Source organism: Algoriphagus alkaliphilus, assembly GCF_900103735.1.
GTDB lineage: Bacteria > Bacteroidota > Bacteroidia > Cytophagales > Cyclobacteriaceae > Algoriphagus > Algoriphagus alkaliphilus.
On sequence record NZ_FMXE01000034.1, the window covers coordinates 1 to 20,270 of the forward strand.

Consider the following 20,270-nt stretch of genomic DNA (forward strand, 5'->3'; position numbering starts at 1 on the left):
TCGATCCCAAACGGGTAACCGGAATTCCTTTTATCTATGGAACTGACTTGGTTGGAGGGATGATGGATTTGGCTTTGGATCCTAACTATTCAGAAAATGGCTGGATCTATTTCGCTTACAGTCATAATCCAAAGAACACAGCCGATAGGACTTCACCTGCTATGACCAAATTGGTCCGAGGGAAAATAAAGGATTACCAATGGGTGGAGCAAGAGACACTTTTTGAAGCTCCGGATTCGATCTTAGTCAGCGGGGGAACACGTTGGGGAAGCCGCCTTCTCTTTGACACCGATGGATTCCTGTATTTCACCACTGGAGACATGCAGCAAAGCATCGCAGAAGGGCTAAATCCTCAGCTGCCATCTCGGGCAGAGGGAAAAATATTTCGGATCTATCCAGATGGTAGCATTCCCAAAGACAATCCTTATTACGGACAAGAAGGAACTATGCAAGGAATCTATGCGGTGGGCACCCGTAATGTCCAAGGTCTTGCCCAGCATCCAATCACCGGAGCAATCTACTTTACCGATCACGGACCCAAAGGCGGGGATGAAGTGAACCTACTAAAAAACGGAGGGAATTATGGTTGGCCCGTTATCACGTATGGCGTGAATTACAATGACAGTCCCATTACCAGTCATAGGTCCAAAGAAGGTATGGAACAACCTCTGATCTACTATGATCCTTCCATTGCGATCTGTGCGGCTGAATTTATCTATGGGAATATGTTTCCCAAATGGACCAATAACCTATTGATCACCGCGCTGAAAGATCAGGAAATCCGAAGATTGGTAATTGAAGGTGACAAAGTTTTGAGCCAAGAAGTCATCATCAAAGGAATAGGACGGGTGCGGGATGTCAAAATCGGGCCTGACGGGGCATTGTATGTGCTGACGAATTCACCTGACGCGCTGCTTCGAGTGACTCCGATGAAGTAAAGAGTTGACTATTAAATCTGGGATTTTTTTTATACCCTCGACTACAGGACAGAGAGTGTTTTGGATATTTAGAATTTGGGTCTTGATACATTATAATTCAAAACATGACCAAGATCCTGAAATTACTTGTGATCACGCTTACCCTCAGTTTTTTATCAATTCTTACTTTTTCCCAACAACCAGTTCCTGATAAACCCCGCATCCTCATCAGCACCGACATCGGAGGCACGGATCCAGACGATAATCAGAGCATGGCGCATCTGCTGATGTACAGTGATCGCTTTGACATCGAGGGCTTGGTCTCCTCCCCTTCCTATGGGAATGGAAGCACCGCTGAGATCCTTCGGATGATTGATCTGTATGAAAAAGACCTACCCAAGCTCCTCCGACACAACTCCGGATTTACACCCCCTGAGGATTTGCGACAAGTGACCAAGCAGGGCAGAAAGGGAAATGCCCCTTACCGAGGAATTACCACTTCTACCGAAGGCTCGGATTGGATTATTCGCTGCGCAAAAAAAGTGGATGCCCGACCGCTTTGGGTGCTGGTTTGGGGTGGATTGGAAGATCTGGCACAAGCCCTACATGATGCACCGGAAATCCAAAAAAACATCCGCGTCTATTAGATCGGCGGCCCCAACAAAAAGTGGAGCGCTAATGCGTATGCCTACATCGCCGCCAATTTCCCCAAGCTCTGGATGATCGAAGTCAATTCCAGCTACTACGGTTTTTTCTCCAACAATCAGACGCCCGATGTCATCCAAACCACCGATTACTACGACCGACACATCAAAGGCGCCGGTCATTTGGGCGAGGATTTCAAAAGCTATTACAAAGGAGAGATTAAAATGGGCGACACCCCTTCCCTACTCTACCTGATGCAGGGCAATCCGGAAGATCCTACCGGTGAAAGTTGGGGAGGAAGCTTTGAATCGATTTCCAGAAGTGCTCGGGTGGTTTATGACCGGATGACTACCCTTGCCGATACCGTTGCGTTTTGCTCCGTACTTGAATTCCGCCTCAAAGGCCCTGAAATCAACGTTCCGGCTGATTCGGCGGTCTTTTGGATGGAGGTGCCCTATGGTAATTCCAAGCAGATTTGGCCAGGCTACTACCTCGGAAATGGAAACTATGCAATCAATTATGCGCCCAAACAAGCCGAAATCTTGCGCTACCATATCACCTCAAAAATCCCCGGCTCCCCAGCCCTAGCGGGAGAATTGGTGGTCAGCAATAGATGGCCGGGCAAGCCAAACGAAACAGATTACCTCCTCGGGAAGAACTGGTACAGCGATTCTTCCGATCCAGAAAAATACGACGGCAAACTCCAAGGCGGCAAAACCCTCCTAAAATGGCGAAACGACATCCTGGCAGATTGGGGAAAGCGTTGGGAATGGCTGAGGGTTGATTGATTATTTGGAATAGCGGAATTTGAAACGAACCAATAGACTCAAATAGGTTTACTTAGGTATTCAAAAGCAGAAACCAATTCGATCACTTTCCCTTTCTCTTCAAATCGATCTCGCTGATTTTCAGTCACAATTACTCCATACTCAAGATTGAAAAAATCCATAGCATGGATCAGACCTGCATATTCCCTTGCAAAATTTTCATCCGAAATATGGTAACACACCTGAATGGCATGGGTCACCTTTCCCTTTTGTGATAACACAAAATCACATTCTCCCCTGTCATTAAAATAATGGATGGAATTGTACTTGCGTCGAAGATGGAGGTAAACCAGATTTTCTAATTTTCTTCCTATGTTTTCTGAAAATGAAGTCGAAATGGCTGCGACTAAACCCATATCCATGGCATAAACTTTTTTGGGATTCCGATTTTGAGCCTTGAGCGAATAGCTAAACTGAGGTACAAAATCTATCAGATAGGCATCTTGAAAATAAGAGAAGAAGTCCAAAATGGTGACTGCTGATTTGATTCCAAACATGCCGATAAGCTTATTTGCAGAAGTTGGTACACCGATATTACTTAACAAATAAAGCGCAAGTTGCTTAAGAGAGACCACATCTCTGATTCCATGACGGACAGCGATGTCTTTCACCAAAATATCATCCAACAAAGAAGTTATGATTAACTCATTTTCAGTTTTAACAAACTCCGGAATACCTCCTATTTTTAAATAAACTTCAAGAGACTCAGCTGAGGCTGCACGCTTTGTGAAAGCGATAAATTCCTGGTAAGAAAATGGAAACAACTCCTTTGACAACTGCCGGCCAGTCAAATGTGTCCCTAGTTCTTTACTCAAAAGCGAAGCATTAGAGCCAGTTACAAAAACCGAAAACCCTTCCCGTAAAAGCTGATTTACAAATATTTCCCACTTTTCTATCAATTGGATTTCATCTAAAAAAATCACTCGAACAGACCTCAATTGAATTTCCGAGTAAAGCCGTGAAAAATCGGCTGATTCAAAACCAATCAATCGAATATCCTCAAAATTAAGATAGATGGCCTTTTGAAACTTCTGTTTCATCAATTGGAGTAAAAGAGTACTCTTTCCACATCTTCTCTGCCCAGTGATAATGGTTGCATAATTCTCCAAAACCGGTATCTCAGAAAGGGAATCACGGATGAAGCCCGGATCTTTAGCCAAGAAATAATCCTGCTGAGAGTCGATGATCCTGGCAATTTGTTCCTGTCTAAGCATTGCTGATAAGTATTTATTTTATTCAATACTAATGTAAGGCTTTTATCATTACTAATGTAAGATACCTTACATTAGTAATGAAATATTTGGAATATACTAGCTCCTAGCACTCTCTTTTCTGTGAAAAGCTAAAATTGATTTTTAAAACAAATTTCTTTTTCGATTATTATTTATTGTTTATCAATAAATAATTACTGTTATTTGAGTAATCAACTCTAATCTCTTAAGCGATGTCAACAAGAACAGATTTCCTGATCAAATTCCTGCAGGTGATTTCCTGGATCACTTTCATCGGCCTCAGTATTCAAACTGGTGCCTTGATTTTCAATTTTATCTTTACCCAATTCAATCCAGCAGCTGCTAAAGATTTGTACCTAGGCATGGATCTTTCTGAATTGTTTGGTCAAAACGAGATCTATTTTGGCTTTCTGTTCAGTTTCATCATCGTGGTGACTGCGATAAAAGCGTATTTGTTCTTTTTGATTACTCAGATATTCAGTAGCCTGAACTTGGTCAAACCATTTAGCGAGAAGGTCTCCAAGCTGATATCCCAAATCAGCTATTATACCTTTTCCATCGGTTTGATTGGGGCGATCGCTCATCGATACGCCCAAAGCTTAGTGAAACGTGGTTATGATGTCGATTCCGCTGGACAGTTTTGGAATGATTATTCTGCTTTTTTGATGATGGCGGCGGTGGTATTTGTGATTGCCCAGATTTTTAAAAAAGGCTTGGAAATGCAATCTGAAAACGATCTTACTGTATAAGCCATGCCAATCATCGTAAACTTAGACGTCATGATGGCCAAGCGGAAAATATCTCTCAACGAGCTTTCCGAAAAAGTGGATATCACGCTTTCCAATCTTTCCATTCTCAAAACCGGAAAGGCAAAAGCGATCCGCTTCAGTACGCTTGAATCCATCTGTGCGGCTTTGGACTGTCAGCCAGGAGATATTTTGGAGTTTAGAGAGGAAGATAGTATCAAGTAGCTGGTATCAAGTATCTTGATCTTCGGTGTTCATTATTCATCATTCTGTGTTCGATATTTTTTAAATTTCGAACTTCGAATATCGAATGATGAAGAAAGAAAGGCGGAACCTTTAACTAGTTAACCATTAACCCTTAACTTTTTTAAATTTCGAATATCGGATTTTGAATGATGAATAATAAAGAATTCCATGCCCCAGTCCAATCTTCAAGTTGACCTCTTCCTCCTCGAAGGCTGCATGCGCTGCGAAAAGGGCGCAACACCAGCCTGCAAAGTTCACCGCTGGACGCCAATTCTTGAGCAATTGCGACAGCTTCTTTTGGGGACTGAATTGAATGAAGAGCGCAAGTGGGGAGTGCCTGTGTACACCTTGGGAGGAAAAAATGTGATCCTCCTGGGCGTCTTCAATGATTCCTGTGTGATCAGCTTCCTCAAAGGCAGCCTGATGCAAGATCCTAAAGGTATGCTAGAGCTTCCCGGCCCCAATTCCCATGAAGGACGGATCATTCGGTTTACCCAAATGGAAGATCTGGAAAGGGGACATTCAGTCTTAACTCAGTATATCCAAGAAGCCATCGAAGTCGAAAAATCAGGCAAAAAACCAGAGATTCCAATTCGTGGTGGCATAGAAATCCCAAAAGAACTAACTCAAAAATTCAACGAGTATGAAGGACTTGAAAAAGCATTTTTTGCCCTTACTCCCGGGAGGCAGCGAGGCTATTTGATTCACTTCACCGGAGCCAAACAAGTTGAAACGCGACTGAGTAGAATTGAAAAGTGTCTGGAGAAGATTATGGCGGGGAAAGGGATGATGGAATGACAATTTTCAATGAGCAATTGACAATGAGCAATTTTCAATTGACAGTGGACAATTTGTAATGGGCAGAAGACATGGACAATGAACAATTATTAAAAAAGCACAAGAATCAGTTGCCTTGATCATTGAGTTTGATAATTGAACATTGAGTTTGATAATTGAACATTTTATCGTTTTTATCTTGCACAAAATTTAAAGTGACATGACCCTTTTGGACAAAATCCACAATTCACCTGAATCCATTTCTTTCCCGGAAGTCATTGCCCACATTGATGCAAATTTTGACTTCACCCCTACCCGATTTATCAATGGCTCTGCCATCAACGAAGCCGGACAAAACAACGGAAGCTGCAAAGTTTTTTCTTTTGCGAAGCTAAATAACCTTACGGTAGATCAGACACTGTCCCTCTTCGGCGACTACTATCGGATCGATGTTCTGGGTAATCCAGCCGGTTCAGATCATCAAAATATCCGAAATTTCATGAAATCAGGCTGGCAGGGAATTCAATTCGAAGGAACTGCTTTGATCCCAAAATACTAGATTTCCGAGCTATGCAGGCTTTCGTTCCCATACCTACCCTCCACCTCTTTCCCATCCTGGATCAAAAACTACTGGAATTGCTTCGCTCCTTAAGTCCTGAGGACTGGGAGGCACAAACCGTGGCTAAACTCTGGAAAGTCAAAGATGTGGCAGCCCATCTTTTGGATGTGAACCTGAGAACGATCTCTATGTTACGCGATGGCTTTTTTGGAGAAAAACCCGATCACATTCAATCCTATCAGGACTTGGTCAACTATCTGAATGAACTGAACCGAACCTGGGTTCAGGCAATGAAGCGAGTCAGCCCGGCGATTTTGATCGATTTCCTGGAATCCAGCGGAAAGAAATACATCGAGCAACTCGAGTCCTTGCCTCCTTTCGAAAACGCCATTTTTTCAGTAGCCTGGGCAGGACATGAAACCTCGCCGAATTGGTTTCACATCGCCCGTGAATACACCGAAAAATTCCTCCATCAGCAGCAAATCAGGGATGCGGTGAATAAGCCGGGAATTATGACTGCCGAGCTATTTCAGCCTTTTTTGGAAATAGTCATGAAGGCATTCCCATATACCTTCAAGGAGGTGGAGGCCGAAATCGGAACTCTTGTTGCTCTGGAAATAACCACAGAAATCGGAGGAACTTGGAGTATTATTAAAACCGAAAAAACTTGGGAACTAAGCCAAAATCCCTCCGCCAGTCCCCTCGCAAAAGTGATGATGGATCCCGAAACAGCATGGAAGCTTATCTCCAAAAGCTGGAAATCAAATGAGGTTTTGGATCTGGTAAAGATTTATGGTGATCAGAAATTGGGAAGAAAAGCACTGGATATTACAGGATTTATGGCCTGAAGAAATTGGATTAAAATGGAAATCCGATGGCAAAGTTGAAGATCAGGTTATCTCTCCTCCAGGATTTACTCCCCACATCAAATCCGCTAACCCAGCGTTCATTTTCAGGTAGATAAGGAATACGAAGCGGTGTGGCCAAATCAAACCGGATCACAAAAAACTCAATATCGACTCGCAAACCAACCCCTGTCCCCACTGCCAACTCATCCCACCAGGAGGAGGAGAATTTTCCACCCGGCAAGGCTTCATTTTCGTTCATGAGCCAGAGATTACCTGCATCCAGAAATGCGGCACCTTTTAACACCGAAATGATCGGAAATCTATACTCCAAATTTCCTTCCAGCCGAATGTCACCAGCCTGATCAAAGAAAGATGCCTGATTGAACACCTCCGGTCGATAGGTTCCGGGGCCAAGGGATCTGATTCTAAAGGCACGGATGCTGTTAGGCCCACCGGCAAAAAACTGTTTGACGTAAGGCAAAGACACCGAGTTGCCCAGAGGCTTGCCAACACCTGCCAAAAATCGGGTGGCAATGGTGTGCTGGGTGTTCAGTCTGAGGTAATAGCGAAGATCCAAATCAGCCTTGGCATAATGGGCAAACGGCATCCCCAAAAACTCCCCTTCCGCTGAGCCTATGATTTTACTTGCCGCCTTGAACCCACTGCCCGCCAAATCAATCCCAACACCCACAAAAACCCCATGTGTTCTAAATCGATCTACAAGTTTGTTGAAATTGAAGGTGTAATTCATCCCTGCTATAAACTGTTGCTGGAAACTGTTTCGCAGGAACGGATTGGCATCCAGTATTGCTTCAAACTCATTCGAGGTTTTGGTCAGATTGACCACATTGATGCTGACCGGATTTATTTCATGATACACATAGCGATTGACATTCCAGAAATACCCATAGTTTCCCGAAAAAGTATTCAAACGGTACAAGCCTCCCCGATCGAGCAAAGCCGTACCGAGACTAATTTTGGTTTTCGGGACAGAATAGCTAAACCGCTCTTTGATTGGGGTGAAAAATATGACTCTTGGGTAGATCAAATCAGCATTCAACCCGAGTTCCACCGAATTCAACCCTTCTACTGCTCCCCTTCCAACCTGAAATTCGTATGCAAATTTTCCGCTGATGTTGAGTGTTTCACCCCCATAAAACAAATTTCGGTTTCTGTAAATCAGGTTTAAAGCCGGACCTGCAAAGTTGTTTGATTTTGAAATTCCCTGCAGCTCTGCACGCAAGGATCGTTTTTTCATCGGAGAGAGGTAAATGTTTGCTTTCAGATACCCAAGGGTGTCATCAGCCTCCATCTCCTCATATCGGAGATTGACAAATCGGTAATTTCCGATGGAGCTTAATCGATTACTGGAGAGTTTGGATTTACCGGGATGATAAAGTCCATCTTTTTCGATAAGAATATAATCGTCCAATAATTCAGGTCTGAAAACGAGCTGACCTTGTATGAAATTTTTACCGTTGATGGTCACCGTATCTATAAGCTCGGCCTTCTCATCTATGGAATAATTTGGGAAAACATTGATTTGATCTACTCTGTAAGGAATAATTCCTGATTTTGGTACTGAATTTTTAAATCTCAGATACAGATTAAATGTACGCGTGGAATCTCCTTGATTGGTATCGGCTTCGAAGATCAGGTATTCATCATTGAAATTGTAATAGCCTTTATTCTTCAGCGCATCTTCTATTCGTACCCGCTCAGTGTTGAGTTTGGATAGATCAAACCGGGTTCCGCGTGTTAATTTGGTGTCTTTTAACAATTCAATGATTTCACTGTCTACTTCCATCGAATCCCGATCCACGATGAGACTGTCCATTAAATAAGGGCCGGATAGCTTAACAGAATAGGCTACCGATGCAAATTTGCCCTTACGGCTTACCTCAGCATTGGTGATGCTGTAGAAAAACCCTCTGTTTTCCAATCGGTTGAGGATGAGTTCTTCTGTGCCCCGCAGGTTTACACCACTGAAATAAACAGGCTCCTCCCCTATTTTTTTATTTATAAAGCGGTTGATAAAACCGGGTTTTTCCTTTGCTCCCTTGTAGTGTGCCCACAGGCCTATATACATCCCAAGGATCTTCTTATTTGGCTTGGGCCTCAGTAAGTCTTCTACCTCTTCGGTCACTTCCTTGATATCGCTGATTTCTGATTCCGACTCCAGCGTTAACGCTGCCCCGGTATGGAGAAATTCATCATCGGGAATGAATCGCTTTACACTGCAGGCAAATCCCAAAAGAAGCAGAAAAGCGAATCCGACAAGTGCAGTGTATTTAGTTTTCATTCCGCTCTGTTTTGGTTTGACCATCCTTTTCACCTGACTTCTCTTCTTTTTTTATTCCGTTTTTCTTCTCGAGTTCATCGATTGGATTGACCCGGTTTTTATTTTCTTCCGATTGCCTCCACAGCTCCAAGAAGGTGTTGAATTCTCTGTTGAAAATCACACCAAAACCAGTCACCGTCAATTGCCCGTCTATGATGCTTTGAAATTCATTCCGCTGAAATCCCCGGAGACGGTATCGCCCATTTTTTGTCAACAAATATTCGATGCTGATATTTCCCAACAGGGCATTGCCCTGCTGTTGATTTTGAGAGCTTCCTTCCACATCCACTTGGCTGCCCACTTGGACTACGAGTCGATCATCGAACAATTGTTTTTTTGCACTGACATTCAGCTGGGTTCGCTCTTGCGGGGAGCTCCCCTGATAATCAGTAAAACTATCCAAGTCAAAATCCAACTCAAACCCGCTTTTACCCAGAAGATTGCTGGAAAGGGCGTTCAATTGCCCGGATAGCACCTGACTTACGCTGCTTCTCGCAATGGCTTCTGTGCCTCCACCCGATCCGTCACTTCCGGTTGAAGGAAAAAATCGATTTAATACCAGCAGGGAAAACACCTGTTTGTTCAGCTCATCCGCTTGTTCATTGACCTGCAATACTCTGGAATAAACATTCCCTCCCAAGGCTCCTCTTTGAGCCTCCGGCATATCGAGTCGAAATGAAATTTCCGGTCTTAGCAACTCACCGTTTACATTGAGATAGACCAAAAAGGGAAGCTCCTGGAAATATTGATTTTTTGAATCGCCTGTCGAGCCCGTCAACTGAGAAGCCATGAGTTCCGATGATGCGGTCCTGATTTGGTAGATCGCGCTGATTGCAAGTGTCGCATCCATCGGGTCACCGTTCCAGGTAATCCGACTTCCTTGGCCAATTGTAAATTTCCTGCTGACAAGATTGTAGAGGGACATTTCATAATGCCCTTCTCTGATCTCGTAGTTGCCGCTCAGCGTAATGCGCCCGTTAGGGTTGATTTCCAAATTGAGGTCTGCACTACCTGACACCAACAGATTATCTCCGGATCGCTCATCTATCACCAAACGAAACGAAGCCTTAGGGTCTACCTGAAGAATTGCCCGGATATCATATCCCATGAAGGCACTCGCCGTCTCCTCTGTCTTTCTGGTGAGGATATCGTAAGGATCACTTCGGTTTACAAAAACGACCACCCCATCCCGCGCAACCAAGTCAAGTTGTGATTCAGGAATGATCACTGTCAATTCTGTATTTTCCTTTACAGTCAGGTTGGCGGAAACTTTAGGCAAGAAAAGGTCACCGGTGACCCTCACATCTGCATCGATGATCCCTCTCCCATAAAACAAGTCATTGTCGCCTTTGGTAGAATTGACCACAGAAAAGTTTTTTGCGATCAGATTCAAGTCAAATGTGGGATTGATGATCCTTTCTGTGAAGATCGAACCGTCAATTTGAAAGCTGTTTTTGCTTTCATCCTGAATGGTGAATTTCTTGAAATAGAGTCCTGAATTATCCAAAGCTATGGTTTCATCAGCCAATAGGTATTTTGCCTTGAGCTGCGAAACGACAAAAGCCGCATCATTAAATTTAATTTGTCCTGAATAGTTGGGCTTCAATGTTGTTCCACTCGCTTCAATCAGACCTGAAAGGTAACCTGTACCATCTGAGAGCTCAGCTCCGGAAAGCCCCGCTACGACTTCCATATCGATCTGATTGAGGTTCAGCTTCACATCAAAGCTTCCTCCGGCTTCATCGGCCTGAAATTTTCCTGCTAAATCGACATCCATTCCCCCGTCTTTCAGGCGCATGGCAAGCACATAGTCACCCAAAGTCTCAGAGGTAGCCTCCACGCTCAAGTTGCCCAAAGGGATCTGAAGGACATTCAAGCTATCCACCTTCAAATCGCCCAGTAAACCTGTGGCTCCAAAAGGGTTTTCCAGCACAAGCCTACCATTGACTGCGCCCGAAGCAATCAAGTCATTTGGATTGAGCAAACTGGTAAAAGTCTCCAGTCTGAAATTTTCAAATTGGATTGCAAGGTGTTTATCATTAATATCCTCCAAGTCATTTCGCAGGGATAATACCTGTTGGTTTCTCGAAAATTTGAAGTCCTCAAAGTTCACATGCTGTGCGGCAATCTGTATGAGATTAGTTTCAGGTATACTCCATTCACGGGAGTTTACAAGGAGGTTTTCGGGGAAAACATGAATACTCAGCGTATCTCCGGAATAACTGATTTCCGAGGCTATGTGAACCAGCTTTTCTTTGCCTGCAAAGGAGTTGAAACCAAAGTAAAACCGGGACTGCTTGAGTTCTCCTGTAAAATAAGTTCGATCCATCGCCAATGGACCTGAATTAAGTGCCAAAAAGCTAAGCGCTAGGTCCAGATTATCATTAGTGGAATCGATCCTGATTCCCAGACTGTCCACTTCCGTGTCACCGTACTTGACAAAAGGAAAGTCAACACTTCCAATAAACTTGTCTTCAGCCTGATTAAAATTCACCTTGATTCTGGCGCTGTCCAATTGATCCAAACCCTGGAGTAGCACTTGGTTCAAAATCGGAGCCTGGTTGATGGCAAGATCCATTTCCATGGTTATTTTACCCAATGACTCCCCGATGGAGTCCAACTTATCCAAGCGCTGTCTGAAATGCGTCGTAACAGCCGCAATCAAGCTGTCGGGAGAAGTGTTCGAGCGAATGAACCCATTCAGCAAAAGGCTTTGAATCGAAACACTGGTTGAATCTTCGCGGATTCTGGCATCCAGATTCAGTCCCCCAACCGGGTAAGTCCGCTGACCATAGACCACAATGGCATCATCCAAGCTGGTAGTCAAGTCAAAATTGGCTGGATTACCTTCAAAATTAGCCAGTAACTGAAATTTGGCACGGGTACTTTGCCTTGCAAATCCCAACTCAAACAGATCAATCCCTTTCAGGTCCAAATTCAAATCAACACTGGAATTGATCGAATCCAATATCAGCTTGGTAAGCAAATCGAATTTCAAAAATTCATCATCCAACCACATGTGAACATCCCCAGCGCCGTTTATCAACTGTCCCTCAAGTGCCAAGCCTGAAAAGTCATTGCCGTTGATTCTTAGTCTTTCAAATGAGGAAGAGAGTTCGGCACTGAAATCATTCAGGCTTCTTCCGGATCCATTGCCTGATAGACTGAACGAGAGCGTATCCAATCCCGGATTACCCAAAATAGCTCCCAATTGGAGTCTGTCCACATCCAAATCCGCTTTGAATGCGAGAATTGCACTGTTCTGAAAACTTCCGTCCAGCAGCAGATTTCCCAGGTCAGTTTCAAGATTAACCCTTGCCAGTATATCATCGAGTTTACCCGAAGCATTCGCCTTGATGCTGATCAGATTCGGCAGCTTCACTCCCAGTTGGGATTCATCCACAAATTTGAGCAGGGTCTCACGGTTGGTTTGAAATTCCAGTCTTGAAAAATCGAAAGCCAACAAGTCGGAGTCCAACAGATTGCCGGCCTGACCAGTGCCGCTGAAATAAGTTTCACTCCAGCTCAAATCGAAAAGCGGGATCCCGACCGCATTCAGATCACCTTTTACCTCCAGCCGCAGGGCTATCGGGGCAGAAGCCAATTCCCGAATGAGGGTGTCGTAGGCAAGCTCGGGAGCAAAGAAATAACTGTCTCTGAGGTCCAGACGGGTTTCGGCCAAGGAAATATCAAACTTGGTTTTTTCCGGATTTTCGATCAAATCCTGTATGGACTGAAAGCCAAAATTGGCAATTCCTTTCAGCTGACTTCTGTTGGTTTCGATCCAAAGCTTCTCGATTTTGGAGTCAGCCTCTGAGATCGAAAAATCAAACCGGAGGTTTTTCAACTCAAATCCTCCTGCCTCTACAAATCCCGCCTCGCTAAGCTTAAGACCTGCCTGCTTATTTTCCAGAAAAATATCCCCTGCCTCAAGGCGCAGCGCTTTGATCGCTAACACCTCCGGATTAAAGTACCCCTGTCTGATTTCTTGGTCTTCGGAAGTTTTGAACTCCACCGAATTTTTGGCGAGTGACAAGCTTCCTATCTGAACGTCCCAAACGGGCCATGCGAAGGGAATTGATTCAACAACTTCCTCAAGGGCTTCAGCCACTTTAAAATCATAAAAGAGGATGTCCGAATCTCGAAGCGCGATGGAATTAACCTTAATCCGCTGATTTCGAAGATTAATTTCCGGTGCCTGAACATTAAAATCGCCAATCTTCAACCCTGCCTGCTGCCTGTCCACGGTATTGCTATAGGCGATGGAGACATTGGAAAGTTGGAAATTATCCAAGATCAAAAAGGGCAAAACCGAGGCGATAGAATCCTCTTCACCAGGTTCAAAAGCTTTGGTTTGAGAGTAGGAAAGCTGTGAATTTTGGAGGGTAAAGTTAGAAATCCGGAATTCAGACTTTTCTAAATTCAGAACCGGGACTTCGATTTTCAAGGATTCGAGCTTTAAAAAAGCATCAATTCCCATGCGCTCATCGAGGTATTTCAGGTCAAAATCCTTCAGCGAAACTGGAGATAATTTAATGGAAAGCACTTGGGAATTTTGCTGATTTGCCGGATCGACTTCGACGGCCACTTCCCCATTCTGTGTATCAAATGCCTCAATCAAAAAGTCGAAATTGAATTTTCCGGACACTTCAGTTCTGGAAATGTTGGCTTTAAGTCCTTCCCATTCCAGTTTGGTGATGTTAATGGCACCGGTTCTTATCAATGGAAGAATCTCAACCCCTGCTTCCAATTTTCGGGAGTAGATCAAAGTATCTCCGGCTGTATCCCCGAGGTAAAGCCCTTCCAAAAATAAATTTCCGGAGAAAGTAATGTAGAGCTTGTCAATGGAAACCGCTGTCTTGGTTTTATTGGAGACAAATTGGGTCGCCTTGTCCACAACGATGCCCTGACCCCAAGGGCTGCGGATAAAAAGCACTAAAAGAATCGCGATTACCAAAAGTGAGGCTATCGTAATCCCTAAAACCTTTAAGAATGTCCTGATAAATCTTTTGATAGAATTTATTTTAACTAGTTGGACTTTAAGAGCATCACACTCTCCCTTGCCTAATGGTCAAGAAATAAGCCAAATGGGTTCAAAAAACGGTCAATTAGATAATCGGGAATTGATCGATATGTTTACAAAACTAAGAATTTTGACGGGAAATTCAGTTTTAGACAAATTCATGCCTGCCAAATGGCCCCCATCCCTGTGCTGTGTCTCTACACTACAGTCGATTCTAAGCAATAAGCCTGTCTGATTGAATGTAAGTGGAAAATCGAATTGGAATAGGTGCTTGGAGCTGTATGGAGTGGATACACAATTGGAAATCAATAATCCCGGTCTTTGAGGAAACTAAACTGGGATGTGTTGAGAAAACCTTTGATCATTTTTATTTGCTCACCTCAATCACAAATCGCTGATATCGCGTCATCGGATGAACACCATTGTCTTGGAAGTTTGGATCATAGGTTTTGGCTTTGAGGAAAGAAAAATAGGGAAAGGCAAGTGAAAAACCAGAGAATTTATTGACCCCACCATTTAAGCTTTGAGCTTTTGGCACCAATCATTGCGATGGGATCAAATGCAAAATCCAGCCTAAACTTTTTACTTTGCAGCAAACGTACCGCCTTCGCTGATTCATGATCATTTACACCTTCCCTGTCCGAACTGCTTTTATCGATCGAGATTTGGAGATGATCGGGCCTGTTTCGGCCATCAAGTCCTTGGAATTCACTCAAAGTCCACTAAAGCTCCCCTTCTTTTTTATCCTTCAGTTTTTTCAGCTGCTTTGGTATCTGCCCAAAACGAGTCAGTACCTCTGCTTTTTCGGGGGCTATCACAGTGTATTACCGGCTTGGTTTGGAAAGATTTTCGGTAAAAAATGTACGATTCAGGCCGGGGGAACCGACTGCATCAACATGCCTGAGATCGGGTATGGGAATTTCAGAAAGAAATGGCTGCGAAAAGCTACCGTCTATTCCTTCAAAAATTGCAGTCTGATTCTTCCTGTAGCCGAGGCTTTGGTCAAACAGGATTATCGATATGATCCAAAAATCTCTCCGAAGCAGGGCTTATTGAATTTGATTCCGGATTTAAAAACTCCCATTCAGGTCATCCCCAATGGATTTGACACGGAATACTGGAGGGACTTGGGAAAGGGAAGAAAACCATTCAGCTTTATCTCCGTCGCTACCGGCACCTCCAATCCGGCCCGTGCCATCGTAAAAGGCTATGACTTAATTGAAAAACTGGCCGAAAATCATTCCGATTGGACCTTCACTTTGGTGGGAGATTCAGCTTACGTTTCGCCGAATTCAAATGTCTTAGTCTTGGGAAAAATGAATCCTGCTGAACTGCTTAAAAGCTACAATTCACACCAATTCTATCTTCAACTTTCCACTTCAGAAGGTTTCCCGAATGCCTTGGGCGAAGCTATGGCTTGTGGCTGCGTGCCGATTGGCTCAGCCGTAGGAGCAATTCCTGAGATTATTGGGAACGCAGGGTTTTTGCTGTTCAAAAAGGATTTTGGAGAGTTAGAGCCACTGTTGGAAATAACCAAAAACACGCCGTTACAACCATTGGCAAACCGTGCAAGAATAAGGATTGAAATGCTGTTTAATTTTGAACAGCGAAAATCAAAAATCCTTAAAAAACTGAATCTCTGATAATTTTTTCTCTCAGGTCAGGGTGACATCTGTCATTTAATCTAAAGATCAACAAAACATAAAATCTCCAGCTTTTCCAACTTTCCGATACAATCAGTAAGAATTCCCTGTTTTTGGCCCTAGATTCAGAATCTTCTGGAAATCGATTTCCTTGAACCGCCGAAACCGGTTTTTAGGATTCTTACACTTTTTTTACCCGAAAGTGATTTTTTTTAAACCGGTTTTTCAATTTTTGACTTAAATCAAAAAGTAAATAGCAAAAAATAAGGGAGCCTTTTTAAAATCAGGCTCCCTATCAGGGTTTATTGTCAATGGATTAAAACCATATAAACTTTGGCAAAGCGCTGGGTTGAGCAACTATTCTGTTTGCAAAAGTTTCCTAAACGTATTAAAACCAAACAAAAAATCAAAATTTCAGATTAAAATTTTTGATTTATTTTTCTTAATCCTCTGTTCGATTCTTCATACGATATATCGGAGCTATTCAAAATTCCTTTTAACTTGAAACCAAACCCCAGCCGATGAAAAAATTCATCCTATTTCTTGTCATCCTTTTTGTCGTTTACTTAATCGGCATCAACACCGTCCCACAATACATTGAGGCCGAACGAAATCCGGTCAAAGCCGCAGGACCCTATCAGATATCTCCGGAAGCCCAAGCCATCTATGCCCGGCTCGATTTCATTTCAGACTTGCATTGCGATGCCCTCCTCTGGGGCAGGAATCTGAATAAAAGAGGGAATCAGGGACACGTCGATTTCCCAAGAATGAGGGAAGCCAATGTTGCCCTGGAGATGTTTACAATTGTCTCCAAATCTCCCGCAGGCCAAAATATGCAGAGTAACAGCGAAGACGCTTTTGACAACATCACCCCGCTGACCATCGCAAAAGGCGAAAGCCCCTGGAATTGGTTTAGCCTGATCAACCGAACTTTGTCGCAATCAGAGGCACTGAAAAATTTTGTGGAAAATGAAGGTGAAAAAGCCATTTTCGTCCGGTCAAAAGCTGATCTTGAAAAGCTCATCGAAGCCCGGAAAACAGACAAAGAAGTCATCGGCGCCATGTTGGGAATTGAAGGGGGGCACGCACTGGAGGGGATGCCGGAGAATCTGGACAAAGTCTACGCTGCCGGCGTGCGAATGGTCGGGCCAACTCACTTTTTTGACAATGAATTCGGCGGTTCGGCCCATGGTCAAAGCGGTGAAGGGTTGACGGACTTCGGGAAAAAGATGATCGCCCGAATGAATGAATTGGGGATCTTCATCGATTTAGCCCATGCCTCTCCCGCTATTGTCGAAGATATACTTAGACTAAGCTCCAAACCCGTGATTGTGTCTCATACCGGTGTGCGGGCGGTATTGGATTCTCAACGAAATCTCAGCGACGAACAGATTCAAAAAATCGCGGCAAAAGGAGGAATCATCGGAATCGCCTTTTTTGACATGGCAGTGGGTACGCCCGAACTGCCAAACATCATTGCATCAATCAAGCATGTGCGTGATTTAGTAGGAGTCGAATTTGTGGCTTTGGGCTCAGATTATGACGGGTCGGTGGCTGTTCCTTTTGACATTACCGGACTTCCCCTTATTGTCGAAGGACTTTTAAATGCCGGATTTACGGAAGAAGAAATCAAAGCAGTGATGGGCGAAAATGTAAAGCGCTTTTTGCTTGAAAACTTAAACTGATCCATGGAAAAAGCTATCCATCAGGAGAATGCCAATTTCGGTAAACTTCAGGAGTACCTCCGCGAATTTGTCTATGGGGGAATTGACGGGGCAGTGACCACCTTCGCTGTGGTAGCTGGTGGGTTTGGAGCCAACCTTGACGCAGGAATCCTGATTATTCTCGGCTTGGCCAATCTCCTGGCTGACGGATTCTCGATGTCGGTGGGGGCCTATCTTTCAGCTAAAAGCGAGCGGGATAATTACGACAAGCACCAGAAAATAGAGTATTGGGAAGTCGAAAACCTTCCGGAAATCGAACGGGAAGAAATCGTCGAAATCTACCGTGAAAAAGGCTTCAAAGGGGATCTCCTGGACAAAATCGTCAACCACATTTGTGATGACAAAGATCTTTGGGTAGCGGAGATGATGAAGGACGAACTGGGGATGATGCGCGACAGCAAAAGCCCCTTCAAAATCGGTGTGGCAACCCTGATATCCTTTATTCTGGTTGGGTTTATCCCCCTGATGGTCTACCTCTGGGATTTCTTTTTCCCTACTGATCTTGACACCTTCCTTTGGACCAGTATTTTGACCGGACTTGCATTTATGATCGTGGGGTGGCTGAAGGGAATCGTCAATCAAACCTCCAAGCTGCGCAGCGTCTCGGAGACACTGGCCCTGGGACTTTTGGCAGCGATCGTTGCCTATTATGTCGGTGATATTTTAAAAAGCTTTTTCATTTAGATTTTATTGCTCAGTTGGAAATTTGGTACAGATTAAACTGGCTCAAAAGCTGATCAGTCCGGGAAAATTCCTGGCCTTTATTGTGAAAATTGTAGCTTTTGCCGAATGGAAACCAGTCAGCCGGACGATGGATCAACTGGATATCCTAGCTAGCTACAGCTGATTGGTCCATTTTCTGAAAACGGAAAAGAACTTGGAATTCAAATTTTGAATCAAACATTTTTCACCTTACCTTTTAATTATTCGAAGCCCAATCTAAACCCCAATCGACCTTGCCGAAGGAAAATTTTTTAATCAGAAATGCCCAACCGAGTGAATTTGAGGAGACCGGTCAATTGATGGTCGAGGTCTACTCCGAGCTGAAAGGTTTTCCGAAACAAGCTGATTTTCCGGAATACTATGACTTGCTGCTTCATATCGGTAGGCTCACCGAAAAACCCGAGGTCACACTTCTGGTCGCTTTGGGCCCCGAAGAAGAAGTTTCGGGAGCGGTTGTTTATTTTGGAGACATGAGTCAATATGGCTCCAAGGGAATCGCACCAAATGAATCAAATGCTGCTGGAATCCGATTTTTGGCGGTTTCCAAGAGCGAAAGGGGTCAGGGAATCGGAAAGGCATTGACGCTGGCATGCATTCAAAAAGCCAAAGAATCCGGACTCGAACAGGTGATTCTTCATACTACCCACACGATGATGACCGCTTGGAAGATGTACGAGGGAATGGGATTTCAGCGAGCTGAGGAACTGGATTTTTTTCAGGGGGATTTACATGTCTATGGCTTTCGGTATTTTCTTTGATCCGGAGCTTGAGCTTGGTTCTGTCCTACAACCTTTCCCGGCCAATCCCTGATTTTTCTTTTAGAATCTCTTAATTTAATGGCATGCAAAGACGTCCTTTCCTCTACAAAATCAGTTTAATCAGCAGCTCCCTGATGTCCATGCCATTCATTTCCTTCGGAAAAGCAGATTTCCCCAAAGCCACGCGTCTCAAATTCATCACTGCTTCGGACGGACACTTCGGGCAACCCGACACGGACTACCAAACCTCCCACCGCAACTTGATCGAAGCAATTCATCGGGAGGAAAATGTGGATTTTGTGGTTTTCAACGGGGATTTGATCCACGACGAACCCAAGTGGATGCCGGAAGTCAGAAAGGTCTACGACACACTCCAAGTACCCTACTATGTATGCAAGGGCAACCACGACCGAATTTCGGAAAACAGTTGGCTTCAAATCTGGAACCAACCCGCAGACTTCGCTTTCACCAAAAAGGATAACTACGGTTTTCTATTGCTCAACTGCTCCAACGAAGCAGGGGACTACCTATGCGCAAATATTGACTTTGCCAGAGCTATTCTTGACGAATACAGCAAGCTTTCCCATGTATTTCTTTTTGTCCACATTTCCCAAAATGACTGGACCCGACATGGGGTGGCTTGTGAGGATCTGCTCAAACTGATCGCCAGCTACCCAAATGTCAAAGCGAGCTTTCATGGACATGACCACGACGTGGACGGGATCATGATCAACCGCAAAAAGTCTTACCTCTGGTCAGGACACTTTGGCGGCAGTTGGGGTAATCCTTTTCCAAGCTATCGGGTTTGTGAAGTGGGTGAAGACGGCAAGACCATCACTTACCTCAAGTCAGTCATAGACGGGATGATCCTGAACGGACACAACCTTTGAGGTTTTTCCAACCTCGAAGGTTTAAGGTTTTTAACCCCATTGTCGGAAATTTTGCCACGGAGACACGAAGGCACAAAGATCTTTAAAGCTAAGATCGAAGATAAATTGAGACAGGTATTTGGTTTATTGAAAAACCTAAAAATCCGAATTGATGCTTTCGATACTATTCAAAATACAAAAGAAGAGCTTTAGTCCTTGCTTTTAAACATCAAGGATAGGAATGTGGCAAAGAATTCTACAAAAAACTTACCTGAAGGCAGTCAGGTATGAGGGAAACCCATTCAAACCCTATTTCAAAAATCTTAGCGTCTTAGCTCCTTTGTGGCAAAAAAACCCATTCCTAAAATCCCAACTCAGGACTCCCCCCTTCA

Annotated in this window: 16 protein-coding genes and 1 pseudogene; 13 read left to right on the forward strand and 4 right to left on the reverse strand. The window is 44.0% G+C overall.

The window, feature by feature from the left end; all coding sequences use genetic code 11:
- The 3 genes and pseudogenes from BLQ81_RS18155 to BLQ81_RS22825 all read left to right on the forward strand — a co-directional run.
- On the forward strand, window positions 1–938 hold a 938-nt coding region (locus BLQ81_RS18155; protein ID WP_139183668.1), incomplete at its 5' end, for a PQQ-dependent sugar dehydrogenase.
- A 104-nt stretch (window positions 939–1,042) separates the two neighbouring features.
- Window positions 1,043–1,855, forward strand: a pseudogene (locus BLQ81_RS22820) (DUF1593 domain-containing protein); the annotation flags it as partial.
- A gap of 51 nt (window positions 1,856–1,906) precedes the next feature.
- A complete protein-coding gene (locus BLQ81_RS22825; protein WP_262481064.1) occupies window positions 1,907–2,350 on the forward strand; it encodes a DUF5060 domain-containing protein in 444 nt (147 codons plus the stop codon).
- Between the two features lie 38 nt (window positions 2,351–2,388).
- Here BLQ81_RS22825 and BLQ81_RS18165 read toward each other — a convergent pair whose 3' ends face one another.
- Window positions 2,389–3,603 (reverse strand): ATP-binding protein, encoded by a 1,215-nt coding sequence (locus BLQ81_RS18165; protein ID WP_092733232.1) that lies wholly within the window; start codon window positions 3,601–3,603, stop codon window positions 2,389–2,391.
- A 230-nt stretch (window positions 3,604–3,833) separates the two neighbouring features.
- Here BLQ81_RS18165 and BLQ81_RS18170 point away from each other — a divergent pair, with 230 nt between their 5' ends.
- The 5 genes from BLQ81_RS18170 (at window position 3,834) to BLQ81_RS18190 (ending at window position 6,797) form a co-directional block, all read left to right on the forward strand.
- The gene (locus BLQ81_RS18170; RefSeq protein WP_092733235.1) at window positions 3,834–4,370 is read left to right on the forward strand and encodes a DUF2975 domain-containing protein; all 537 of its coding nucleotides are present in this window, start codon (window positions 3,834–3,836) and stop codon (window positions 4,368–4,370) included.
- 3 nt (window positions 4,371–4,373) lie between these two features.
- Window positions 4,374–4,592 (forward strand): helix-turn-helix domain-containing protein, encoded by a 219-nt coding sequence (locus BLQ81_RS18175; RefSeq protein ID WP_092733238.1) that lies wholly within the window; start codon window positions 4,374–4,376, stop codon window positions 4,590–4,592.
- 189 nt (window positions 4,593–4,781) lie between these two features.
- Complete coding sequence (locus BLQ81_RS18180; RefSeq protein ID WP_092733241.1) at window positions 4,782–5,411, forward strand: YdeI/OmpD-associated family protein; 630 nt, start codon at window positions 4,782–4,784, stop codon at window positions 5,409–5,411.
- A gap of 199 nt (window positions 5,412–5,610) precedes the next feature.
- Window positions 5,611–5,949, forward strand: a complete 339-nt coding sequence (locus tag BLQ81_RS18185) for a HopJ type III effector protein (RefSeq protein ID WP_092733244.1) — start codon at window positions 5,611–5,613, stop codon at window positions 5,947–5,949.
- An 11-nt stretch (window positions 5,950–5,960) separates the two neighbouring features.
- Window positions 5,961–6,797: a maleylpyruvate isomerase N-terminal domain-containing protein gene (locus BLQ81_RS18190; protein ID WP_092733247.1), complete on the forward strand. Its 837-nt coding sequence runs from the start codon at window positions 5,961–5,963 to the stop codon at window positions 6,795–6,797.
- A 10-nt stretch (window positions 6,798–6,807) separates the two neighbouring features.
- Here BLQ81_RS18190 and tamL read toward each other — a convergent pair whose 3' ends face one another.
- From tamL to BLQ81_RS22375, 3 genes are all read right to left on the reverse strand, one after another.
- Window positions 6,808–9,099: a translocation and assembly module lipoprotein TamL gene (gene tamL / locus BLQ81_RS18195; RefSeq protein WP_092733250.1), complete on the reverse strand. Its 2,292-nt coding sequence runs from the start codon at window positions 9,097–9,099 to the stop codon at window positions 6,808–6,810.
- Entirely contained in the window at window positions 9,089–14,095 is a 5,007-nt protein-coding gene (locus tag BLQ81_RS18200; protein WP_245693301.1) for a translocation/assembly module TamB domain-containing protein, read from the reverse strand. The genes tamL and BLQ81_RS18200 overlap by 11 nt, the downstream gene beginning before the upstream one ends.
- A 433-nt stretch (window positions 14,096–14,528) precedes the next feature.
- A complete protein-coding gene (locus BLQ81_RS22375; RefSeq protein ID WP_175454273.1) occupies window positions 14,529–14,699 on the reverse strand; it encodes a hypothetical protein in 171 nt (56 codons plus the stop codon).
- A 79-nt stretch (window positions 14,700–14,778) separates the two neighbouring features.
- Here BLQ81_RS22375 and BLQ81_RS18205 point away from each other — a divergent pair, with 79 nt between their 5' ends.
- The 5 genes from BLQ81_RS18205 to BLQ81_RS18225 all read left to right on the forward strand — a co-directional run bounded on the left by BLQ81_RS18205 (window position 14,779) and on the right by BLQ81_RS18225 (window position 19,899).
- A complete protein-coding gene (locus tag BLQ81_RS18205) occupies window positions 14,779–15,804 on the forward strand; it encodes a glycosyltransferase family 4 protein (RefSeq protein ID WP_092733256.1) in 1,026 nt (341 codons plus the stop codon).
- A 521-nt stretch (window positions 15,805–16,325) separates the two neighbouring features.
- Complete coding sequence (locus BLQ81_RS18210) at window positions 16,326–17,489, forward strand: dipeptidase (protein WP_092733259.1); 1,164 nt, start codon at window positions 16,326–16,328, stop codon at window positions 17,487–17,489.
- 3 nt (window positions 17,490–17,492) lie between these two features.
- On the forward strand, window positions 17,493–18,212 hold the full coding sequence (locus BLQ81_RS18215) for a VIT1/CCC1 transporter family protein (protein WP_092733262.1): 720 nt from the start codon (window positions 17,493–17,495) through the stop codon (window positions 18,210–18,212).
- A 272-nt stretch (window positions 18,213–18,484) separates the two neighbouring features.
- Window positions 18,485–19,009, forward strand: a complete 525-nt coding sequence (locus BLQ81_RS18220; protein WP_245693302.1) for a GNAT family N-acetyltransferase — start codon at window positions 18,485–18,487, stop codon at window positions 19,007–19,009.
- Window positions 19,010–19,092: 83 nt separating this feature from the next.
- Window positions 19,093–19,899 (forward strand): metallophosphoesterase family protein, encoded by an 807-nt coding sequence (locus BLQ81_RS18225; RefSeq protein ID WP_092733265.1) that lies wholly within the window; start codon window positions 19,093–19,095, stop codon window positions 19,897–19,899.
- The last annotated feature ends 371 nt before the right edge of the window (window positions 19,900–20,270 follow it).

Bases quoted from the DNA above. Each gene is read 5' to 3' on its own strand.
- BLQ81_RS22825 (WP_262481064.1), top strand. From the start codon at position 1,907: ATGACTACCCTTGCCGATACCGTTGCGTTTTGCTCCGTACTTGAATTC.
- BLQ81_RS18165 (WP_092733232.1), bottom strand. From the start codon at position 3,603: ATGCTTAGACAGGAACAAATTGCCAGGATCATCGACTCTCAGCAGGAT.
- BLQ81_RS18170 (WP_092733235.1), top strand. From the start codon at position 3,834: ATGTCAACAAGAACAGATTTCCTGATCAAATTCCTGCAGGTGATTTCC.
- BLQ81_RS18175 (WP_092733238.1), top strand. From the start codon at position 4,374: ATGCCAATCATCGTAAACTTAGACGTCATGATGGCCAAGCGGAAAATA.
- BLQ81_RS18180 (WP_092733241.1), top strand. From the start codon at position 4,782: ATGCCCCAGTCCAATCTTCAAGTTGACCTCTTCCTCCTCGAAGGCTGC.
- BLQ81_RS18185 (WP_092733244.1), top strand. From the start codon at position 5,611: ATGACCCTTTTGGACAAAATCCACAATTCACCTGAATCCATTTCTTTC.
- BLQ81_RS18190 (WP_092733247.1), top strand. From the start codon at position 5,961: ATGCAGGCTTTCGTTCCCATACCTACCCTCCACCTCTTTCCCATCCTG.
- tamL (WP_092733250.1), bottom strand. From the start codon at position 9,099: ATGAAAACTAAATACACTGCACTTGTCGGATTCGCTTTTCTGCTTCTT.
- BLQ81_RS18205 (WP_092733256.1), top strand. From the start codon at position 14,779: ATGATCATTTACACCTTCCCTGTCCGAACTGCTTTTATCGATCGAGAT.
- BLQ81_RS18210 (WP_092733259.1), top strand. From the start codon at position 16,326: ATGAAAAAATTCATCCTATTTCTTGTCATCCTTTTTGTCGTTTACTTA.
- BLQ81_RS18215 (WP_092733262.1), top strand. From the start codon at position 17,493: ATGGAAAAAGCTATCCATCAGGAGAATGCCAATTTCGGTAAACTTCAG.
- BLQ81_RS18225 (WP_092733265.1), top strand. From the start codon at position 19,093: ATGCAAAGACGTCCTTTCCTCTACAAAATCAGTTTAATCAGCAGCTCC.